Raw genomic sequence first — 19,453 nt, 5'->3', positions numbered from 1 at the left:
AAAAACGTACAGGAAGACTGATACCCCTATGGTTTTCCGGGATGGAATACTGTAAAATACAATCAATAACAATGAAGAAATGCTGGAGAAAATGATATGAAGAAGAAACTGGAATTTATGCTCTTCCAAAACAATCAGAACATCAAATACTATGCTCTTAATGGGATACTGTTCACCATGGTGTCAGTATTAAGTAAAGGCTACGCCATCAAATTTCTGGACAGACTCGGTGGACAGGAGATTCACTACAGCCTGTTCAATGCCCTGCCTGGTTTTGTCGCCATCTTTACAACAATACCAGGGATTCTCCTCATCCAAAGGGGACAGTCAAAGCGGAAAACGTTAGGGATCTTTTTCTACATCTCAAGGATCATGCCGCTGTTTCTTGCTGCAGTTCCTTTTCTCCCTAAAAATGTGCAGCCTCTACTTTTTGTCCTTCTTTATGGTCTGATGAACTTTCCGGAGTCCATCTCCGCCACCTCGCTCCAGGATTATACTGGGGATGTTTTCTCCCCTTCAGAGCGGGCTGATGCTCTTTCTATCAGAAATCAGCTGTCACAGGTTTCTCAGATCACCGTGTCCATTCTTGTGGGCTTTGTCTTATCTCTTTCTTCCGTGAACCAAACGGTCATTCTCATGTACCAGGTGTTCATTGTGCTGAGCTTTCTTTTAGGACTCAAAGAGATTCACTACATGTACAAAATGGAGCCCAAAGAACCAGAGTCAAAATCCGGCCCCATAAAGCACACTTCTCTAAAAGAAAGTATCCAGGGTGTTTTTTCTCATAAGGAGTATGTTAGATTTCTCCTCTGTTCCCTGGTGTTCCACTTCGGATGGCAGATGGGCTGGCCACTTTTCAATGTCTATCAGATCAAAAATCTTGAGGCAACAGAGATGTGGCTCACCATCATCAATGTTCTGTCCAGCCTCTTTATGGTCATTTCCTTCAGTCTCTGGAACAGATTCATCAAAAAGTATGACTATAAGCTGGCCATCACTCTGGCCACCTTCGGTATGGGGCTGACCCCAATTTTATATGCTTTGTCAAAAAACCTCTTTGTCCTCACCCTGATGCAGCCTATCACAGGATTTTTCACAGCAGGTACCACCGTGGCCATTTTGGGTTCACTGCTTCAGTCTTCCAGCGACAAGTTCAGAACCATGAGTGTCGCCATTCACGCCACTTTAACCAGCATCACTTTAGCAGTGGCTCCTCTTCTGGGTGCCTACATTGTCACGAGAACCAGCATCATCGTGGCCCTTATCGTCACCGCATTATTAAGGCTTCTGGGCAGCAGCGTCTTTTACCTTCGGTATAAAACGGATCAGAAGAAATCCTGATAATTTTGAATCCAATGGCTTCTTATGATATTATAAAAAACAGAATGATTGAAACGAAAAAGGAGAACGGAATGAGCACTATTACAACAACCTTCAAGGACAAAGGATTAAAGCTGACGCCGCAGAGAATTGCCGTCTATGAATATCTTCTTGGCACCAAAGAACATCCGTCCGCGGAGACCATTTATTCCGCGCTCATTGACAGGTTCCCCACCATGAGTCTGGCCACGGTCTATAAATCTTTAAAGACCCTTTGTGAGGTGGATCTCATTAAAGAGCTGAACCTTGGTGAAGGAAACTTCCGCTATGACGCCCTGATGAAAGATCATGCCCATTTCCAGTGCACCAGCTGCGCGAGAGTATATGATCTTATGCACATTTCAGCTCACAGCCTGGAAGCTTCTGTGGAAGAAGACGAAGATTTTGCTGTGACATCCAGTAAGCTCTATTTCTTTGGGATGTGTAAAACCTGCAAAGAAACAAAACGATAAATGAATGAATGAATAAAGCGTGAGAAAAGTAATTATACTTTCCTCACGCTTTTCCATGTAATGGGTTGGGATATTTCGTATCAGCATTATTATAGGTGCTGATTCTTTTTTTATGCTTCTTCTGGTAAAAGATCTTTGAACACCAGGTCTATGACTTGCTGCAGATTTTCCTTCGAGGTGGAGGAGTAGAGAAAAAGAGGCTCTTCTTTTTCCATCTGAAGGGTTTCTCTTATGAGCTTCTCACTCTTTTTAATGTCATTTCTTTTCAGCTTGTCCAGCTTTGTACCAATGACCACCACATCTTTCTCATAATATCTGAGATAGTCCATCATGGCAATATCATCCTGGGTAGGTTTATGCCTGGAATCCACAAGAAGTACAAACCGCTTGAGATTCGGACTGTTAACAATATAGTCCTCAATGATTTTCCCCCAGGCAGCTTTATCCGATTTGGAGATTTTTGCATAACCATAGCCTGGCAGATCCACAAGCATGGCCTGTCCATTGATGAGAAAAAAGTTCACAAGCCTTGTACGGCCGGGGGTGTTGGACACTTTAGCCAGCTTTCTTCTGTTGGTCAGTGCATTGATGATGGTAGACTTTCCAACATTGGAACGCCCCACAAAAGCCACCTCCGGATGCACTGTTTCCGGATACTGGTTCTGCTTCACTGCTGACGTGACAAACTCCGCATTTTTAATTCTAATCATGAGTTATCTCCTTTAATAAGGGCTTTCTCCAGCACTTCATCCACAGTCTTCACTGGTATGAAGGTGAGTTTGGATAAAATGGAGGACGGCAGCTTCTCCAAGTCGAACTTGTTCCTATCCGGAATGATGATGGTGTCAATGCCTGCTCTGGCAGCAGCCAGAGACTTCTCTTTCAGTCCGCCGATGGGGAGCACTCTGCCTGTAAGGGTCACTTCACCTGTCATGGCAACATTATGTTTTGCTTTCTTCCCGGTCAGCGCCGAGGTCAGGGCTGTGGTCATGGTGATGCCTGCGGATGGACCGTCCTTGGGAACAGCTCCTTCAGGCACATGGATATGGATGTCCTGATCCTTGTAGAACTTGGATTCAATGCCAAGCTCTTCCCTGTGGGCTCGGATGTAGGAATAAGCGGCTTTCGCAGACTCTTTCATCACGTCTCCCAGCTGTCCTGTAAGCTCCAGCTTCCCAGTGCCTTCCATGACAGTGACCTCTATAGGCAGAATGTCTCCGCCGAACATGGTCCAAGCAAGGCCTGTGACAACACCCACCCGGTCTTCCTTCTCTGCTCTGTCGTACATATACTTCGAATGACCCAAGAACTTTTCCACCATCTGGGGTGTCAAGCTCACCGCATCCTTTTTCTTTTCCAGCATATAGGCCACAGACTTTCTCGTTAAAGAGGCCAGCGTTCTTTCCAGAGTTCTCACTCCAGATTCCACGGTATAGCCTTCAATGATGAACTTCAGCGCATTGTCTGAGATCTTCAGCTGGTCTTCCGTGAGATTATGCTCTTTCAGCACCTTGGGAAGCAGGTGACGTCTTGCGATGTTCAGCTTCTCCTCATAGGTGTAGCCATTGATCTCAATGACCTCCATTCTGTCCAGAAGTGGTCTTGGGATGGTATCCAGTGTATTGGCTGTGGTGATGAACATGACCTTGGAAAGGTCCATCTCCACTTCCAGATAGTGATCACGGAATGTTCCATTCTGCTCCGCATCAAGAACTTCCAGGAGCGCATCCGCTGGGTCACCTCTAAAATCGTTGGCCATTTTATCAATCTCATCCAATAGGAAGAGAGGATTCTTGCTCTTGGCCTGTCGCATACCATAGATGATTCTGCCTGGGATACTGCCCACATAAGTTCTTCTGTGTCCTCTGATTTCCGCTTCATCCCGGACTCCTCCGAGAGACATGCGGACGAAGTTTCTGTTCACAGCTCTTGCCACAGACTTTGCGATGGATGTCTTTCCCACTCCAGGTGGGCCTACGAGGCAAAGAATCGGACCTTTCAGGGTCTGTGCGGTATTTTTCACCGCAAGATACTCAATGATACGATCCTTCACGTCCTTGAGGCCATAATGGTCCGCTTCCAGAATCTCTCTTGCTTTCACAATATCCAGATTATCCTTGGTCTCTTTCTTCCAAGGCAGACTGATGAGCCAGTCGAGATAGGTTTTGATGATACCACCTTCCTGGCTGTAACTGCCGGAATTTCTCAGCCTGTCCAGCTCGTAAAGAGCTTTCTCTTTGGCTTCTTTTGGCATCTTCGCTTTCTCAATCTTGTCCTTGTAGGCAAAGTATTCCTTTGCATCCTCATCATATTCTCCCAGCTCATCCTGAATGGCCTTCAGCTGTTCGCGGAGATAATATTCTTTCTGCACCTTATCAATGTTGCTCTTTACTTTGGTGCCTATTTTCTTCTCAATCTTTGCAATTTCCAGTTCCTTGTTGACGATGACCAAGAGCTTTTCCAGCCGCTCTGTGACATTCAGCGCCAATAGAAGGCTTTGCTTGTCTTCCGGTTTCAGCATCAGGTAAGATGCTACGGTGTCCGCAAATCTTCCTGGCTCCACAATATCATCCAGAGACATCACCGCTTCCTGCGGCATATATCCTGTGTGCCTCACATAGGCATGGAGACTTTCTTTCACACTTCTCACAAGTGCTTCTTCTTCCACATTGGATGGTTCTGCTGCGGTTTCCTCCAGAATTTCAATGGTGGCTTTGTAAAAAGGTTCTTCCTTCAAGGTCACCAGTTTTCCTCTGGAGATTCCTTCCACAAGAACCCTCACGGTATTTCCGGGAAGCTTCAAAAGCTGACGGATGACACAAAGGGTACCGATGGATAACAGATCCTCCTTGGTAGGATTCTCCAATTTGCTTTCTTTTTGAGGAACCAGGAAAATCTCCTGGTCTTTCATCATCGCCTCGTCTAAAGACGCAATGGACTTTTCTCTACCCACATCAAAGTGCAGGACCATATAGGGAAATATGGTGATTCCACGAAGGGGAATCATTGGAAGAGTTCTTCTCTTTCTTGCCATAACAAATTACCTCTCTCTCAAAAATGGACAAACCTTTCGGTCTGTCCACTTACTTATGCTGTTTCTTCCGTTTCCTTACGGTAGATGATTTCTGGAGCTTTTGTCTTGATGGTGTCTCCATGGATCACTACCTTTTCGATGGTCTCATCGGAAGGCACATCAAACATCACTTCTTTCATGATGTCTTCCAGAATGGAACGAAGACCTCTGGCTCCTGTATTTCTCTTAATGGCTTCTTCTGCGATGGCGAGAAGAGAGGCCTCTGTAAATTCAAGTTTCACCTGGTCCATCTCAAACAGCTTCTGATACTGCTTCACCAGGGAGTTCTTTGGCTTCAGAAGAATCTCTACGAGCGCTTCCTTATCCAAACTGTTCAGCGTTACCACGATGGGCACTCTACCCACAAACTCAGGGATGAGTCCAAACTTCAGAAGATCTCCAGGGAGAATGTCCTTCAGAAGCTGTCCAACATTTTTCTCATGCTTGGACTGGATTTCTGCACCAAAACCAATGGAGGATTTCTGGGTTCTCTTTTCAATGATCTTGTCGATGCCGTCAAAGGCACCACCGACGATGAAAAGTATATTTGTAGTATTGATCTGGAGAAGCTCCTGATGAGGGTGCTTACGTCCACCCTGGGGTGGAACTGAAGCAACGGTACCTTCCAGAATCTTTAACAGCGCCTGCTGAACTCCTTCTCCGGATACATCACGGGTGATGGACGGATTCTCGGATTTTCTGGCGATCTTGTCAATCTCGTCAATATAGACGATGCCCCGCTCTGCTTTTTCCACATCGTAGTCCGCATTCTGAATGAGCTTTAAAAGAATGTTCTCTACATCCTCTCCCACGTATCCGGCTTCAGTCAGTGTTGTAGCATCAGCGATGGCGAAAGGCACTTCCAGGAATCTTGCCAAGGTCTGGGCCAAAAGAGTCTTACCGGACCCCGTAGGTCCTAGAAGGAGGATATTGGACTTGGAAAGCTCCACATCACTCTTCTTGGGATAATTGATTCTCTTGTAGTGGTTATACACCGCCACAGCCATGGATTTCTTAGCATCGTCCTGACCAATGACATACTGGTCCAGATGTGCCTTGATCTCATGGGGCTTTGGGACTTTTGTGAAGTCCATTTCATTTTTCTCTGTCAGTTCTTCCTGAACAATCTCTGAGCACAGCTCAATACATTCATCACAGATATACACTCCAGGTCCCGCGATGAGTCTTTTCACCTGATCCTGGCTCTTACCGCAAAAAGAACATTTCAGTAGGTTTTTATCTTCAAATTTTGCCATATGATTTCACCTCTTTAAGCTTGAACATACCGGAGAAGTATTCTCTTTCCGGAGGAATCCGTAAATATCCGGATGCCTGACCCATATCTTTGTCTCACGCATCAACAAAACTTAATGGGCGCTTTCATTGTGGGCTGTTCTTACCCTATTCTACCATTTCCCGGCAAAAAGCACTATTCTTTATTAGCCACGTGCTTTTCCAGGATGCTGTCGATGAGACCATATGCGATGGCAGCTTCTGCTCCCATGAAATTGTCTCTTTCCACGTCGTTCTTAATGACATCCAAAGGCTGTCCGGTCTGCTCCGCCATGATTCTGTTCATCTTGTCCTTGATCTGAAGGATTCTTCTTGCATGGATTTCGATGTCTGTAGCCTGACCCTGATATCCGCCCAGAGGCTGATGGATCATGATCTCACTGTTTGGCAGCGCGAAACGCTTGCCCTTGGCACCTGCAGTCAGAAGGAATGCACCCATAGATGCTGCCATACCGACACAGATGGTTGCCACATCAGGCTTGATGTAGTTCATGGTGTCAAAAATCGCCATACCGGAAGTGATGGATCCTCCTGGGCTGTTGATGTACAGATAAATGTCCTTGTCTGGATCTTCACTCTCCAGGAAAAGAAGCTGCGCCACCACAAGATTTGCTGTGACATCATTGATTTCTCCTGACAGCATGATGATTCTGTCCTTTAAAAGTCTTGAGAAAATATCGTAGGATCTTTCTCCTCTATTGGTTTGTTCTACTACCATTGGTACTAAACTCATTTTATTCCCTCCAATTAATACATTCATTTTCTTCTATTGTTATTGTAGCATACAAAAAATCCATTAAAATCAACTTAAATACAAAATTAATTAATTTGAAACAATTTAATTGTATCTCTAATTCTACAACACGTTGCTGAAAAAGAAAAGAGAGATTTTACTTTTTCTCCAGAAAGAATCATTGCCAGAGAAGCTCTTCCCTGGCAATGATTCTTCTATTATCTACCCTAGATTCTAGGGAGCTTCATCAAAAGGATAAAGTGTCCCATCTGATCTTCTTCTTATTCGTGGTCATGTCCTTCGTGGTCGTGGTCTTCATGGTCATGGTCCTCGTGGTCGTGTCCGTGGTTATGAGCTGTGCTCTTTTCCACTTCTGTAAGAACTGCATGCTCTTCTAAGAGGGCAAACACCTTCGCTGTGGTCACTTCCATTTCCAGTTCCTTCTTGTTGCTGTTGAGAAGCATGTCCTTCAGCTCTTCCATCTGACCGCCGTACATCTGAGCGATTTCTTCCGCTTTAGCCACGAGCTCTTCTTCTGTCGCGGTGATGCCTTCCTTTTCCATGATGGCTTCGATAAGCAGGTCATTCTTCACAACGCTCATAGCATTGTCTCTGAACATATCACGGATTGTGGTCTTATCCTGACCGGTCATCTGAAGATATATATCCATGGAGATGCCCTGCTGCTGGATTCTCTGTTCGAAATCTCTTACCATTCTGTCAATGCTGGTTTCCACCATGGCATTTGGCACATCAATTTCAGCCTTCTCAGCCAGAGCCTTGATGAGGTTTGAGTTCAGTTCATTTCTTCCTCTGTTTTCCGCATCCTTTGTAAGTCCTTCACGGATGCTTGCCTTCAGCTCTTCCAGAGTTTCAAACTCGGATACTTCAGAGGCGAACTCATCGTCCACTTCTGGGTATTCCTTGGACTTGATATCCAGGATTTCCACATCAAACTCTGCATCCTTGCCCTTTACTTCTTCTGCCTGATAGTCTTCTGGGAAAGTAACCTTAACAACCTTCTTATCTCCAGCCTTCAGACCGATGAGCTGCTCTTCGAAGTCTCCGATGAACATGTTTGCTCCGATGGTCAGTTCAAAGTTTTCACCCTTTCCGCCTTCGAATTGAACGCCGTCCACTTTTCCGTCAAAGTTGATCACAGCGATGTCATCCATTTCAACTACAGCGCCTTCGCCCTTGGATTCGATTCTTCCGTTTCTTTCCACCAGGTGTTCCAGCTCGTGGTCCACTTCGTTCTCTGTAACAACGTATACTGGCTTTTCTACTTCCAGACCCTTGTACTCAGGAAGGTCAAACTCTGGATATACTTCCACTTCTGCAGTGTAGATAAACTCCTGTCCTTCTTCCATCTGCTTGATGTCGATCTGTGGATAGTCAATGGCCTTCACATCTGCTTCAGCCAGTGCCTTTGGATAGCTTTCGTTCAGAAGGAAGTCTGTTGCATCATCAAAAAGAACCTCCACGCCATAGAACTGCTTGATCAGCGCCAGTGGAGCCTTTCCTTTTCTGAATCCCTGGACATTCAGGTTCTTCACATTCTTCTTGTAAGACTTCTGGATGGCTTCGGTAAGCTTTGCAGCTTCAAGAGTCACTTCCAGTTTCACCTTTTTAGCATCTAATTTTTCAACTGTTACGTTCATCGTATTAATATCCTCCTATACCCCGAAGGGTTTCATTTCAAACTTATAATATTATAATGGAAAAACTTCTCTATTTCAATGATTCTGAAAGTATTCTTTCAAGATCTGCTTTACTTTTTGCCAAGTCCTTTATGCTCGTATAGTTTTCCCGGTAGACCTCAATGATGCCAGGGCCCTTGTAGCCCAGTTCCTGGACTTTATTCCGAAGAGAACTGAAATCGAAATGTCCATCACCGGGCAAAAGACAGGTGCTGCTGTCATCGTGGTCATTAAGGTGAAGATTTGCCAGATCTTCTCCATAAATGTCCAGATACTCATAGGGACTTTGCCCCGCTTTCACCGCCTGTTTCACATCCAGTGTGAATTTCAAGGGGCCCTTCACGCGCTCCTTAAGCCTCTTCAGATATTCCAAATTACCCGACAGGCACCAGGACACATTTTCCTGAGCCAGGGAAATCCCCCGAAGACCCGCTTCATAAACCATCTTCTCATAAATATAGACCACATCATCAAAGGTCATCTTCGGATGTGGTTTCTTGATCAGGCCATGGAACGTATAGACCTTCGCTCCCACTCTTTGGCCAAAATCAAGAAAGTCCAGATAAATCCTGAAAAAATCATCCCGTCTCCGCTCATAGGCGTCAAAGAGGTACGGTTCAAAAGCAGAACTCACTGTATGTATGGAGTTGATTCGGACATTTTCTTCATCTGCAATCTCCCGAAGAGTCTCACCATAGTCTTTTGTGAATTCAAAAAAACTGTTGGCAAATACTTCCATGACCCGGAACCCTTCTCTTGCAAGAAGTCTCACCGCATCTTCTGTTCTCTCCTCGGGGTAGAAAATCGCTGTGGATATTCCTATTTCCAAAGGTTCATCACTTCACTTCACTCGCTTTATTGTCAAATCCGAAAAAGTAAAAAGAACAATTCCGTCTGCTGCCCTCTTTCTTACGGACTCACTACTTTATAATCAGGCGTCAGTACCTCTTCCACATCTTTGATTCTGAACTTCAGTCCCATCTCTGTTCTTTCCAGAAGCTCCACATCGGTGCCGCCTACTCTCTGGAAGTTTTTATGGGACAAAGGATTCAGTTCCACAATATAGAGGAATCTTCTCTCATCAAACCAGGGAAGCTGGGACATATAAACCACAGTGTCCTCATCCAGGAACTTCGGCTGGCTTGCCCATATAAAGTCCGGAGTTCTCTCCAGTATGCTCTCTTTAGAGGCTGAATACCCTCTGGAGTTCTTATAGGTTCTATAGGTGATGTCTGTGACAGCACCTTCTGTGTCTACCAGATAGAGGTCCTGAGTGGACTCTTCCAAAACCACCATCATTTTTCTGGAAGGGGATAGATCAGCTTCCAGAGAGATGGTTCCATCCAGTTCCTCAAAAAGCTTTTCGTCATTCTCCTCTATAAGCTCAGCTGAAAACATCTCGCCCCCTGGAAGTGTCACTGTGACATACACAGGGTCCGGTTCTGCTGGCTCTTCAGGTTCTTCCTCCGCAGGGGTTTCCACAGGAGTGGGCACCTGCTCCAGGATTTCCTCTCTTTGCTTCTCTTCTTCAGCGATATTCTGCCGAACCCGCTCCACCATATTGGTGATGGGTGTTCTGAACAAAAGGAACAGCGCCGCAAGAATCAGCACCAGAAGCGCTGTCCTTCTGATGAACTTTTTCCGTTTCTGTCTTTTGTGGTATTTGCTGCTGAAAATGCTTGTCTTTGCCATTTCTTGCTCCTTATTTCTTGATCAGAATGCCGCTTTGGCCACAGCCGCAGCCGCCTTTACTCCCATCATTCCTGTCTTTGCAGCAGGACTTCTTCTCTTCCTTCTGAAAATTCTCCGTATAGTCTTCGTAGTCGTAGCCGTCTTTCAGTAGATCCTCCATCAAAGTTCAAATACCTCCGTTCCTTCCACAGCACGGGCAACCAGAGCATCGCTGTCCAGGGCTTTCTCATGTTCCAAAATATACTTCAGTTTGGGCTTCGTTACTGGATGCTTCGGCACAAAAATCGTGCAGCAGTCCTCATAAGGAAGAATAGATGTTTCATAGGTGCCGATTCTCTCAGAAATCTCCATGATATCCATTTTATCCATGGCCACAAGAGGTCTGAATACAGGACGGTCCCCTGCATCATCAGAAACCACCAGGGCTTCCATGGTCTGGGAAGCCACCTGTCCGATGCTCTCACCGGTGGTGACGCTCTGGATGCTGTATTTATCCGCCAGAGCACAGGCACATTTCATCATGAATCTTCTCATGATGATGGTGAGCTCATTCTCTGGGCACTTGTCCATGATTTCCATCTGAATCTCTGTAAAAGGCATCACATGAAGATACATCTTGCCGGTGTATCCCGCCAGAATGGAAGCCAGTTCCTTCACCTTGTCTTTGGCTCTTTCTGAGGTGTAAGGATGACTGTGGTAATAAACGCTGTGGATCTCAATGCCTCTTTTGGCCATGAGGAATCCCGCCACAGGAGAGTCAATGCCTCCGGAGAGCATCAGCATGGTGCTGCCATTGATGCCATAGGGCATTCCACCGATGGCTTTCTCTTTGGATACATAGATATAGGCTTCCTCACGGATTTCCACTTCCAGAGGGAAGTCCGGATGCTTGATGTCCACGGTGATTCCTTCTGTATTTCTTAGAATATGCGCCCCCAGAAGACCAGAAAACTCCATGGAATTCATTGGAAACTTCTTGTCCGCTCTCTTGGTGATGACCTTGAAAGTCGTCCCTGGTGCTTTTTCCAGCATGATGGAAAGGGCTTCCTCTTTGATCTTCTCAATGTCTCTTTCTGTCTTCTTCACCACACAGACTTCGTACACACCAAAGACTTTCTTCACCTTTTCCTTCACAGAAGTAAGGTTTTCTGTCTCGATGAACCATCTGTTCTGGTCCGTCTTAAAAGTATACTCTTCACCTTTTAAAACATTCTTGATATTTTCTTTTAATTTCTTCTCAAATCTTCCTCGGTTCTGTCCCTTCAGAAAGATTTCAGAAGCATATTTTATCAGTAGTAACTCCACGATTATGACCTCCTCAGAAATTTCACTGCATCCTTTATTTTCTCCGCCCCATAACGGATCTCCTCCAGGGAGGTCTCTTCCTCAAAACTCAGACGGATGCTTCCCTGAATTTCTTTTTTCTTCAGCCCCATGGCTAGAAGCACATGGGAGTCCTTGGTGTCTTTGGCTGTGCAGGCAGAGCCTGTGGATACATAGACGCCTTGGTCGCTGAGATAGTGAAGGGTCACTTCCCCACGCATTCCCGAAATAGAAATACCAAGGATATAAGGAGAGGAAATACCTTTCGGCGAATTGAAAAGAATCCCATCAATCGCTGAAAGCTCTTTCATCATTTCTTCCTTCAGGCTCTGTACTCTTTCAAAATCAGAGAGAATCTCCTCCCTGGTTTTCAGCGCTTCAGAAAAACCTGCCACCCCAGGCACATTCACCGTTCCAGCTCTAAATCCACGTTCCTGTTCTCCCCCAAGAAGAAGCCCCTGGGGTTTCTGACCTTTTTTCACATACACCGCTCCTACCCCTTTGGGTCCATGAACCTTATGGGAGGAGACCGTCATATAATCCACATCAAATGCGTGGACATCCACAGGATACTTCATGAACCCCTGAACGGCGTCCACATGGAACTTGGCTCTCGAGGACTTTTCCCGGATGACTTTGGCGATTTCTGTCGGATTATGATAAACGCCCATTTCGTTGTTCACCATCATGATGGAAACCAGTGCTGTGTTTTTAGTCAGCTTCTCCTCAAGCTCTCTAAGATCTATCTGACCATAGCGGTTCACCTGAAGGTAGTCCACCTTGACGCCCATCTTCTCAGCGTAGGCCATGGTCTGGAGAACACTGGGATGTTCTATGGCTGTGGTGATAAAATGTGCCCCTTCTTTTATATAGGAACGGATGATGTAATTGTTTCCTTCCGTTGCCCCGGAGGTGAATACCACTTCCTCACTCCTGGCCCCCATGGACTCCGCTATTTTTTTTCTTGCACTTTCCAGCACATCCTCCGCTTTGCGGCCGATGCCATGAATACTGCTGGGATTTCCGTAAAACATCTCCATGGCTTCAGACACAGCCAAAATAGAGGATTTACGCATTTTTGTTGTGGCTGCATTATCCAAATATGCTTCCAAAGATATCACCCGTCTTTCAATTTACCTGATATACTTTATCACAATACTTATTAAAGCTCAAGGGAAAGAAGCCTATCGTAGAGTTTTGATACGAAGGGTTTTCTTTCTTCCTCCAGTTCAATATATCCCTGGACCATCGTGTCACCACCGCCACCTCTGAATCTGAACTCTTCTTTCAGACCCGATAAGAGGAGTTTTGCACTGGTTCTCTTCCCGGTGAAGACAAAAATTCGCCCATCCTCCCGGTAGAAAACACCGATCTTATTTTTCTTCATCATCTCAGCACCAAGGGTTTTCAGAAAATCATCCCCTTCCTCCAACGGCAGCACCACCACATCCTCCTGATAGCCTTTCACCATCTCTTCCGCAAGCCTCTTGCTGAATATTTCAGCCGTTTTCTTATACTCCTCTTTCTCTTCCTTCAGTCTTCTGACATGAAAAGGCAGAGCATCCAGGTTCACTTCCAGCTCTTCTTTAAGCAGCGCCAGAATCTCCTCCTCTTCCTCCAGGTGTCTGAAGGCTCTGTCTCCAGCCTTGTAATAGATTCTGCTGCCACCTTTATAATTCTCCACCTGAATCGCTTTAAAGAGCCTCAGGTCTTTCAAAGACTCCACATGAGTCCCGCCACAACCGCAGTAGTCCAGCTGGCCGATCTGTATGATCCGGATGTCCTCTTCCACAGAAACCGCTTTTCGAAGTGGAAGATCTTTCAGGCTGTAGGCATCCCGGTAATACGCAAGAACTTTTAGGTCCTCCCGGATGAGATCATTAACTTTTCCTTCCACTTCCTTCAGCATCTCCCAGGTGGCAGGACGGTCGGTATCGATGGTGGCATGGACAGTGCCCAGATGAAAACTCACGGTCTCCACAGCATGATGGTCTGCAAGAACTGCTGTGAGCACATGCTGAGCAGTATGCTGGACACTGTAGTCCCACCTGACCTTCTCATCAATGACGCAGTCCACCGGCACATGGAGGGTCAAGCCGGAATAAGCGCTGAGCTTATGATAAATCTCCCCGTCTTCCACAAAGACATCCAGAACCTTCTTCCCATTGATGGTTCCCTCATCATGGGGCTGTCCGCCCCCTTCTGGATAAAACCAGGATTCCTCCAAGGTCACAAGGTCGCAGTCCTCCTTCTCTCTTACACTTTTCACGCGGCTCGTAAAGCGAACCTTCTCCGGATTTTTCTGATACAGTTTCAAGCTCTTCACTCCAATCACATTCTTCTTTCTCATTGTATCAAAAAAGCCCAAGGATGTTCTGAAAAATGTGTGAACCGCAAAATACATGCGCGAAAGAACAGCCCAGCCCATCTTCCACCTCTTTTGTGTTCATCCTCTTGGAAGGTACTTTTCAAAATCCTGGAATGATTGTAAAGAAAAAAGGAATTATTAATTCGTTTTTAATGTATCCTTTTTATAATAGGACCATAGACCAAGACAAAGATTCGTACTGAAGAAGAAAGGGGAAATAATCATGGAAAAGAGATTATATAAAAATACAGACAGGAAGATGATTTCAGGTGTACTTGCAGGATTCTCTGACTATCTAGGTGTGGATGTGACCATCCTCCGAGTTATTTATGTTCTGCTGAGTGTGTTTACTGATGGCTTCCCAGGACTTATCCTATACATCATCCTTGCCATTGTTATGCCGGAGCGGAAAGAACAGGACAGCTACAACTACAGGAGCAAAGAAAATGCTTACAAAAGCTACGAGAAAAACAGTGAAAGCAAGGCTTATCAGGATGTGGAGTACAAAGAAAATCCTCAGCCTGAAGACATTCAGTCCAACTACAAAAAATCCGGTGGTGCTTACACACCGGAGGACCGGGACCGTTCATAAGAAATGAGATCATGAGAGAACTGGAGCATCCATTTAGGTGCATCCGGTTCTTTTTTTGTGTTCGCCATCTTGAAAACTTTCTTCCCTTAATATATTTTTCACATTGTTTTAAGATTCTGACGGTATAATGCTTAATAAACAGAATATTCCAAAATACAATCTTTAGGAGGAATCGTCATGGAAGAAATGAAAAAACTGCTGCTCTCAACCATAGGTGCTGCTGCCATCAGCATTGAAAAAGCCGATGCCATGCTGCAGGAACTCATCGAAAAAGGAAAACTCAGTGTGAAAGAAGGAAAAGAGCTACGGGAAGAACTGCTTCGGAAAAAGAAAGAGAACGAATCTGCTCCAGTAAAGAAAGACGAGCTTCATGAGATTCTGGAAACTCTGAACTATGCAGGACAAAGAGAACTGGCGGCTCTGGAGGAGCGGGTGAGAAAACTGGAGGAGCGCCTCGATGCCATGACCAAAGAATAGTGGCAAAATTTCGGACAAAAGGTGGTGCGTCAGATGGCGGAAAAGAAAAGACCATATACAAAAAAGCGGTTCAGAGAGATTGTCCGGGTCCTTGCAACCTACGGCTTCGGACATATCCTCCATGCCAAACTGCGCAGTGATAAATTAAAAAAAGACCCGGAGAATCTGAGGCTTGTTTTTGAGGAGCTGGGTCCGACCTTTATTAAAATCGGTCAGATTCTTTCCACAAGGCCAGACATACTTCCGGTGGAATATATCACGGAGCTGGCAAAGCTTCAGGATAAAGCACCTCCTTTTCCCTATGAAACCCTTTGGGAGATTTTAAAAGAGGAACTTGGACAAAAGACAGAACTTCTTCAGTCCATTGAGAAGACCCCTTTGGCCTGCGCCTCTGTAGCCCAGGTCCATCGGGGCATCTTACAAGACGGAACCCGCTGCATCGTGAAAGTGCAGCGTCCCGATATCGAAGAAAGGCTCCTGGAAGATCTTCACATCCTTATCCGCATCGTGCAAACAGCGCCAAACACTCTGCGGGATGTGCTCCTTGATCCTGTGGAGGCTCTGGAGGAGATTCTAGAAACCACCAAGGTGGAGCTGGATTTTCTTCATGAAATGCGAGCCATTCACAGATTCGAGAAAGAGAATGCCTCTATTTTGTGCGTCGCCATCCCAAAAGTCTATGACCATCTATGTACCAAAAGAGTCATCGTACAGGAAGAAGTGGAAGGCATCAAAATCACAGAAAAGGACTTGCTCCTTCAGGAAGGCTATGACCTGGAGGATATCGGCAAGAAGCTTGTGCTTTCCTATCTTTATCAGCTGTTCAACAATGGTTTTTTCCATGGAGATCCCCATCCGGGGAATCTTCTCATACTGGATGGAAAAATCTATTATATTGATTTCGGCATCATGGGGGCACTATCCAAAAGAACTCAGAACGCCATCAATAATCTTCTCTTGGCCATGGTGAAGAAAGACATCTCCTCCCTGACAAATCTTGTGGTGGAGGTGGCGGAACAGAAAGGCCCTTTGAACAAAAATGTGCTCTACGAAGACATCGAGTACATTGTTCATTATTATCTGCAGTCCAGTTTGAAGAACATACAGGTCTCAAGACTCTTCATGGATCTTTTTGAAGCTGCAAGAAAAAACAATCTGAAACTGCCCAAGGAATACACCACCCTTCTGAAATCCCTACTGATTCTGGAAGGAGTGCTCAGCGAACTTGCGCCGGATCTCAGTATCATGGAAATCGCAAAAGACTACCTTAAAGAAGACCACAAAATCAACCTATGGCCGGATTTCAGCTTGGATGCTCTGGCACTCAATGGATATACCCTCGTAAAAGACAGTCTGAAAATCCCCATCAGCATCCAGACCATCTTGGATAATTTCATCAGCGGCCGTGGCAAAGTCAAGGTGGACATTGTGAATCTCAGCGACAAATGGGTGGACTTCAATAAGATGGTGAACCGTATGGTCTTTGCGCTGGTTGTCTCAGCCATTATCATTGCATCTGCCCTCATTATAAGAACTGGTGCAGGACCAGAAATCAACGGCATCAGTATTGTGGGGATGCTGGGGTTTGCCCTGGCCGGTTTCTTCGGCCTATGGCTTCTCATCTCCATTCTGAAATCTGGTAATATCTAGTCCGCCTTTTTACTCAGGAATCATCTCATTATAAAAAAAGCTTCCGGGTGACTTCCCCTTCAGGGAATCTCTCGGAAGCTTCTTGTTTTTAGTTAAATATGACCTGCAATTTGGATGCTGAGCGCGAAGTATCGGATGGCTTCTTCTTTCTTGTCCATCTTATAATACACTTCTGCAAGATCATGGTATCTCTTGGCAAGCTCTTGGGTTTTCCCTCTCTTTAAAAGCATATCCAGTGAAACGCTGAGATAGGTTTCCGCCATGTTGAAATTACCGTTTTCCGCCAGCAAAAGCCCCTTGAAATAATAGGCCTTCTCCACGCATCGGGAATTCTGGTTCTCAATGGCTGCATTCACCACCAGGTCAATATACTTGGAGGCTTCCTTGATATGCCCCTTCTCCACAAAGGTATCCATAGCATGAAGCACCAGCTCAATGTTCTCTGCCATATTTTCTGGCCCGAGCATACGGACAGCTTCTTCCATTTCCTGATATGAAGCCTCTATCTCCCCTTTATTCAGAAGACGTATGGACAGCATATACTTGGCTTTTGCATGAAGAACTGGATAATCTGCCATGAAGTCTTTGATTTTCAGACTGCATTCTTTAAGATCCTCTTTTGCATTGGCCATGCACATATAAAGCATAATCTGCCCCTTCAGACTTTCGTCTTCAGTGATTGTGAGAAGCTCTTCCAAATAATGCAGATACTTTTTGGCCTCTTCAAACTCCTCCAGATACAAATGACATTTCACCGTATAGTACGGAATGAGAAGACGCTGCTCTTTTGTGATCTGATCTGGAAGTGTATAGTAGTGGCTCATGAGAAAATTCAGGAATACCAAGGCATTGTCATACTCACTCATGAGATCCAGATACTTCGCCATGGTGATGCAATACAGGTACTGCGTCTCCTGATTGACAATATTGATATAGGTTTTATAAAGCTGTGAGACCTCAATGTTGAGCTCTTCCTGTTTGTTCTTCTCAATGAAATGTTCCACCAGCTGAATTCTGCCGATAAAGGCCTGATAAATGAGGTGATTTTCCTCTGAGACCTTGATGAGGCTTCTGATGTCACGTTCGTAGTTTTTTGTGAACATATTCTGGGAGAGACGATGAAGCTCTTCTGTCACTTCCTCCACCAGATCCTTCTTGAGGCTCTCTTTTTCAATGCCGAGTCTTTTTGCCACAAGCTCCAGGATCCACTCCTCCGCCTGCACTTTGTCATTCTCAATGGTGCTCATCTTGGAAACGGAAATCTCCGATCCGCAGAGCGCTTTCAGCGTCATCCCTTTTTGGACTCTCGCTCTTCTGATCTTTTCACCAGTACTTAAAATCTCCATTAAGCTTCCACCTCTCCCTCTTTCATCATGGACATGGATTTCTCAAGAAGCTTGAAGGAGTCCACGGTCTTGCCTTTGTCCAGATAGAACTTGGCCATGAGGAGCATGATTTCCGCTTCTTCTTTCTTCAGTTTCTTTTCCTTCGCGGTATTCAGGGCGAGGATCAAATTGTTCACCGCACCTCTTGTGTTTTTAAAGAGAGACTCCACTTTGGATTTCACCCGGTACAGTTCGATGTTGCCAAGAAAATCCTCTTCCAGGATCATGCGGTCCAGTCTCTGAAGCATCTCATAGGTGGCTTCCTTCCGGTTGAGATTGGCCAGACACAAAGACAGGTGAAGATAGACTTCCGTGATTTTCTTCGGATCCTTGGAGTAGATGGTCTCTGCTTTTCTATAATGCTCCAAGGCTTCATCGTAGCTCTCAAAGTCCTCATAAAGCTTTCCAAGGTTCAGCTCAATTTCTCCCATCTCACTTTCTCCCAAAATGTCATGGAAGATTTCAAGAGACATGGCGGAATACTTGAAGGCTTCTTCAAAGTTTCCTTCCACCTCATTTTTTTCTGCCAGACGGGTAAGAAACTGTCCATAAGCTTTCTTGTCGGACATGATCTCAAATTTCTCCGTGGATTTCAATGTGTATTCTTTGCTCTTCTCTAAATTTCCACTCTTCTTATAGGCCACAGCCAGATAAAAATACACCTTCGCCAGCATGATTTCATCCGTCAGCACCCCTTCTTCAAACAGCGCTTCCGATTTATGGAAGTAACTGATGGCCATGGGCAGAGATTCGTCCTGCATACAGGTTTTTGCCACCAGCATGAAATTGTCTATATAAGAACCTTTGAAGTTGTGGGTGGAATAGATGATGTTGCACTGAAAGAGATAGTCGAATGCTTTGGTGAAGTTCTTTTTTCTGATCTCCAGCATCCCTTTCAAATAGAGATTTTTCGCCTCTGGGAGAATCAGGTTGTACTTCTCGATGTAACGGTCCCCTTTTTCAATGTACTTGGCCGCCTTGTCCAGCTCTTCCAGCTCGATATGCACTTCCGCCATTTGAGCAAAATACTTGCAGATTCTGTCTGCCTGAGTGCTTTCTGACTCCATAAAATACTCTACGGAAACTTCAAGTGTTTCTGCCAGATAATCCAAAAGATCCATGGAAGGATTTGACTTGCTGGATTCAACAAGACTGATCTGACCAGGTGTCACTCGGTTCCCAGCCACATCTTTCAGTGTCATGTTCAGTTCTTTTCGCCTTTTTTTGACCTTTTCCCCTAAGGATAATACTTCCATAAACATCTCTCCCACACCAAATTTTAATATTTTTATTATAACATATAATCAGGCTAGAAAAAATCCAGAATATTCATTT

General features: G+C 45.2%; 18 protein-coding genes. 5 read left to right on the top strand and 13 right to left on the bottom strand.

The genetic code is table 11. The annotated features are described in order from the left end of the window. The first annotated feature begins 96 nt into the window (after nt 1-96). The gene (locus T487_RS0108545; protein WP_031576472.1) at nt 97-1,341 is read left to right on the top strand and encodes an MFS transporter; all 1,245 of its coding nucleotides are present in this window, start codon (nt 97-99) and stop codon (nt 1,339-1,341) included. A 71-nt stretch (nt 1,342-1,412) separates the two neighbouring features. Beyond that, nucleotides 1,413-1,832 carry a transcriptional regulator PerR gene (perR, locus tag T487_RS0108540; RefSeq protein WP_031576470.1) on the top strand — a complete coding sequence of 140 codons (420 nt, stop codon included), beginning with the start codon at nt 1,413-1,415 and terminating at the stop codon, nt 1,830-1,832. A gap of 110 nt (nt 1,833-1,942) precedes the next feature. On the opposite strand, the gene yihA is transcribed toward perR, so the two are convergent. The 11 genes from yihA to T487_RS15930 form a co-directional block, all read right to left on the bottom strand. Then, nucleotides 1,943-2,539, bottom strand: a complete 597-nt coding sequence (gene yihA, locus T487_RS0108535) for a ribosome biogenesis GTP-binding protein YihA/YsxC (protein WP_031576468.1) — start codon at nt 2,537-2,539, stop codon at nt 1,943-1,945. Further along, the gene (gene lon / locus T487_RS0108530) at nt 2,539-4,866 is read right to left on the bottom strand and encodes an endopeptidase La (RefSeq protein WP_031576467.1); all 2,328 of its coding nucleotides are present in this window, start codon (nt 4,864-4,866) and stop codon (nt 2,539-2,541) included. Before lon ends, yihA begins: the two co-directional genes overlap by 1 nt. Nucleotides 4,867-4,919: 53 nt before the next feature. Beyond that, on the bottom strand, nt 4,920-6,161 hold the full coding sequence (clpX, locus tag T487_RS0108525; RefSeq protein WP_051651614.1) for an ATP-dependent Clp protease ATP-binding subunit ClpX: 1,242 nt from the start codon (nt 6,159-6,161) through the stop codon (nt 4,920-4,922). 173 nt (nt 6,162-6,334) lie between these two features. Beyond that, nucleotides 6,335-6,931, bottom strand: a complete 597-nt coding sequence (clpP, locus tag T487_RS0108515) for an ATP-dependent Clp endopeptidase proteolytic subunit ClpP (protein WP_031576463.1) — start codon at nt 6,929-6,931, stop codon at nt 6,335-6,337. A 281-nt stretch (nt 6,932-7,212) separates the two neighbouring features. After that, nucleotides 7,213-8,592 carry a trigger factor gene (gene tig, locus T487_RS0108510; RefSeq protein WP_051651613.1) on the bottom strand — a complete coding sequence of 460 codons (1,380 nt, stop codon included), beginning with the start codon at nt 8,590-8,592 and terminating at the stop codon, nt 7,213-7,215. A 70-nt stretch (nt 8,593-8,662) separates the two neighbouring features. Next, complete coding sequence (locus tag T487_RS0108505; RefSeq protein ID WP_031576460.1) at nt 8,663-9,460, bottom strand: sugar phosphate isomerase/epimerase family protein; 798 nt, start codon at nt 9,458-9,460, stop codon at nt 8,663-8,665. 80 nt (nt 9,461-9,540) lie between these two features. Beyond that, nucleotides 9,541-10,323: a hypothetical protein gene (locus tag T487_RS0108500; RefSeq protein ID WP_031576458.1), complete on the bottom strand. Its 783-nt coding sequence runs from the start codon at nt 10,321-10,323 to the stop codon at nt 9,541-9,543. 10 nt (nt 10,324-10,333) lie between these two features. Continuing rightward, a complete protein-coding gene (locus T487_RS16440) occupies nt 10,334-10,486 on the bottom strand; it encodes a hypothetical protein (protein ID WP_162178240.1) in 153 nt (50 codons plus the stop codon). Next, on the bottom strand, nt 10,483-11,631 hold the full coding sequence (gene thiI, locus T487_RS0108490; RefSeq protein WP_031576456.1) for a tRNA uracil 4-sulfurtransferase ThiI: 1,149 nt from the start codon (nt 11,629-11,631) through the stop codon (nt 10,483-10,485). The genes T487_RS16440 and thiI overlap by 4 nt, the downstream gene beginning before the upstream one ends. Next, entirely contained in the window at nt 11,631-12,758 is a 1,128-nt protein-coding gene (locus T487_RS0108485) for a cysteine desulfurase family protein (protein ID WP_031576454.1), read from the bottom strand. Before T487_RS0108485 ends, thiI begins: the two co-directional genes overlap by 1 nt. Before the next feature lie 50 nt (nt 12,759-12,808). After that, nucleotides 12,809-14,074 carry an alanyl-tRNA editing protein gene (locus tag T487_RS15930; RefSeq protein ID WP_051651611.1) on the bottom strand — a complete coding sequence of 422 codons (1,266 nt, stop codon included), beginning with the start codon at nt 14,072-14,074 and terminating at the stop codon, nt 12,809-12,811. Nucleotides 14,075-14,237: 163 nt separating this feature from the next. Here T487_RS15930 and T487_RS16230 point away from each other — a divergent pair, with 163 nt between their 5' ends. The 3 genes from T487_RS16230 to T487_RS0108465 all read left to right on the top strand — a co-directional run bounded on the left by T487_RS16230 (nt 14,238) and on the right by T487_RS0108465 (nt 16,733). Beyond that, nucleotides 14,238-14,606: a PspC domain-containing protein gene (locus T487_RS16230; RefSeq protein ID WP_074542652.1), complete on the top strand. Its 369-nt coding sequence runs from the start codon at nt 14,238-14,240 to the stop codon at nt 14,604-14,606. 177 nt (nt 14,607-14,783) lie between these two features. Then, nucleotides 14,784-15,083: a phasin family protein gene (locus T487_RS0108470; RefSeq protein ID WP_031576448.1), complete on the top strand. Its 300-nt coding sequence runs from the start codon at nt 14,784-14,786 to the stop codon at nt 15,081-15,083. A 33-nt stretch (nt 15,084-15,116) separates the two neighbouring features. Beyond that, entirely contained in the window at nt 15,117-16,733 is a 1,617-nt protein-coding gene (locus T487_RS0108465; protein ID WP_031576446.1) for an ABC1 kinase family protein, read from the top strand. A gap of 92 nt (nt 16,734-16,825) precedes the next feature. On the opposite strand, the gene T487_RS0108460 is transcribed toward T487_RS0108465, so the two are convergent. Both T487_RS0108460 and T487_RS0108455 read right to left on the bottom strand, forming a co-directional pair. Next, a complete protein-coding gene (locus T487_RS0108460) occupies nt 16,826-18,079 on the bottom strand; it encodes a helix-turn-helix transcriptional regulator (protein ID WP_031576444.1) in 1,254 nt (417 codons plus the stop codon). Next, a complete protein-coding gene (locus T487_RS0108455; RefSeq protein WP_051651610.1) occupies nt 18,079-19,374 on the bottom strand; it encodes a helix-turn-helix domain-containing protein in 1,296 nt (431 codons plus the stop codon). The genes T487_RS0108460 and T487_RS0108455 overlap by 1 nt, the downstream gene beginning before the upstream one ends. Nucleotides 19,375-19,453: the final 79 nt, after the last annotated feature.

Origin of the sequence: Proteiniclasticum ruminis DSM 24773, from assembly GCF_000701905.1 — a bacterium.
Classification (GTDB): domain Bacteria; phylum Bacillota; class Clostridia; order Clostridiales; family Clostridiaceae; genus Proteiniclasticum; species Proteiniclasticum ruminis.
This window is presented reverse-complemented; position numbering and strand designations above follow the sequence as displayed.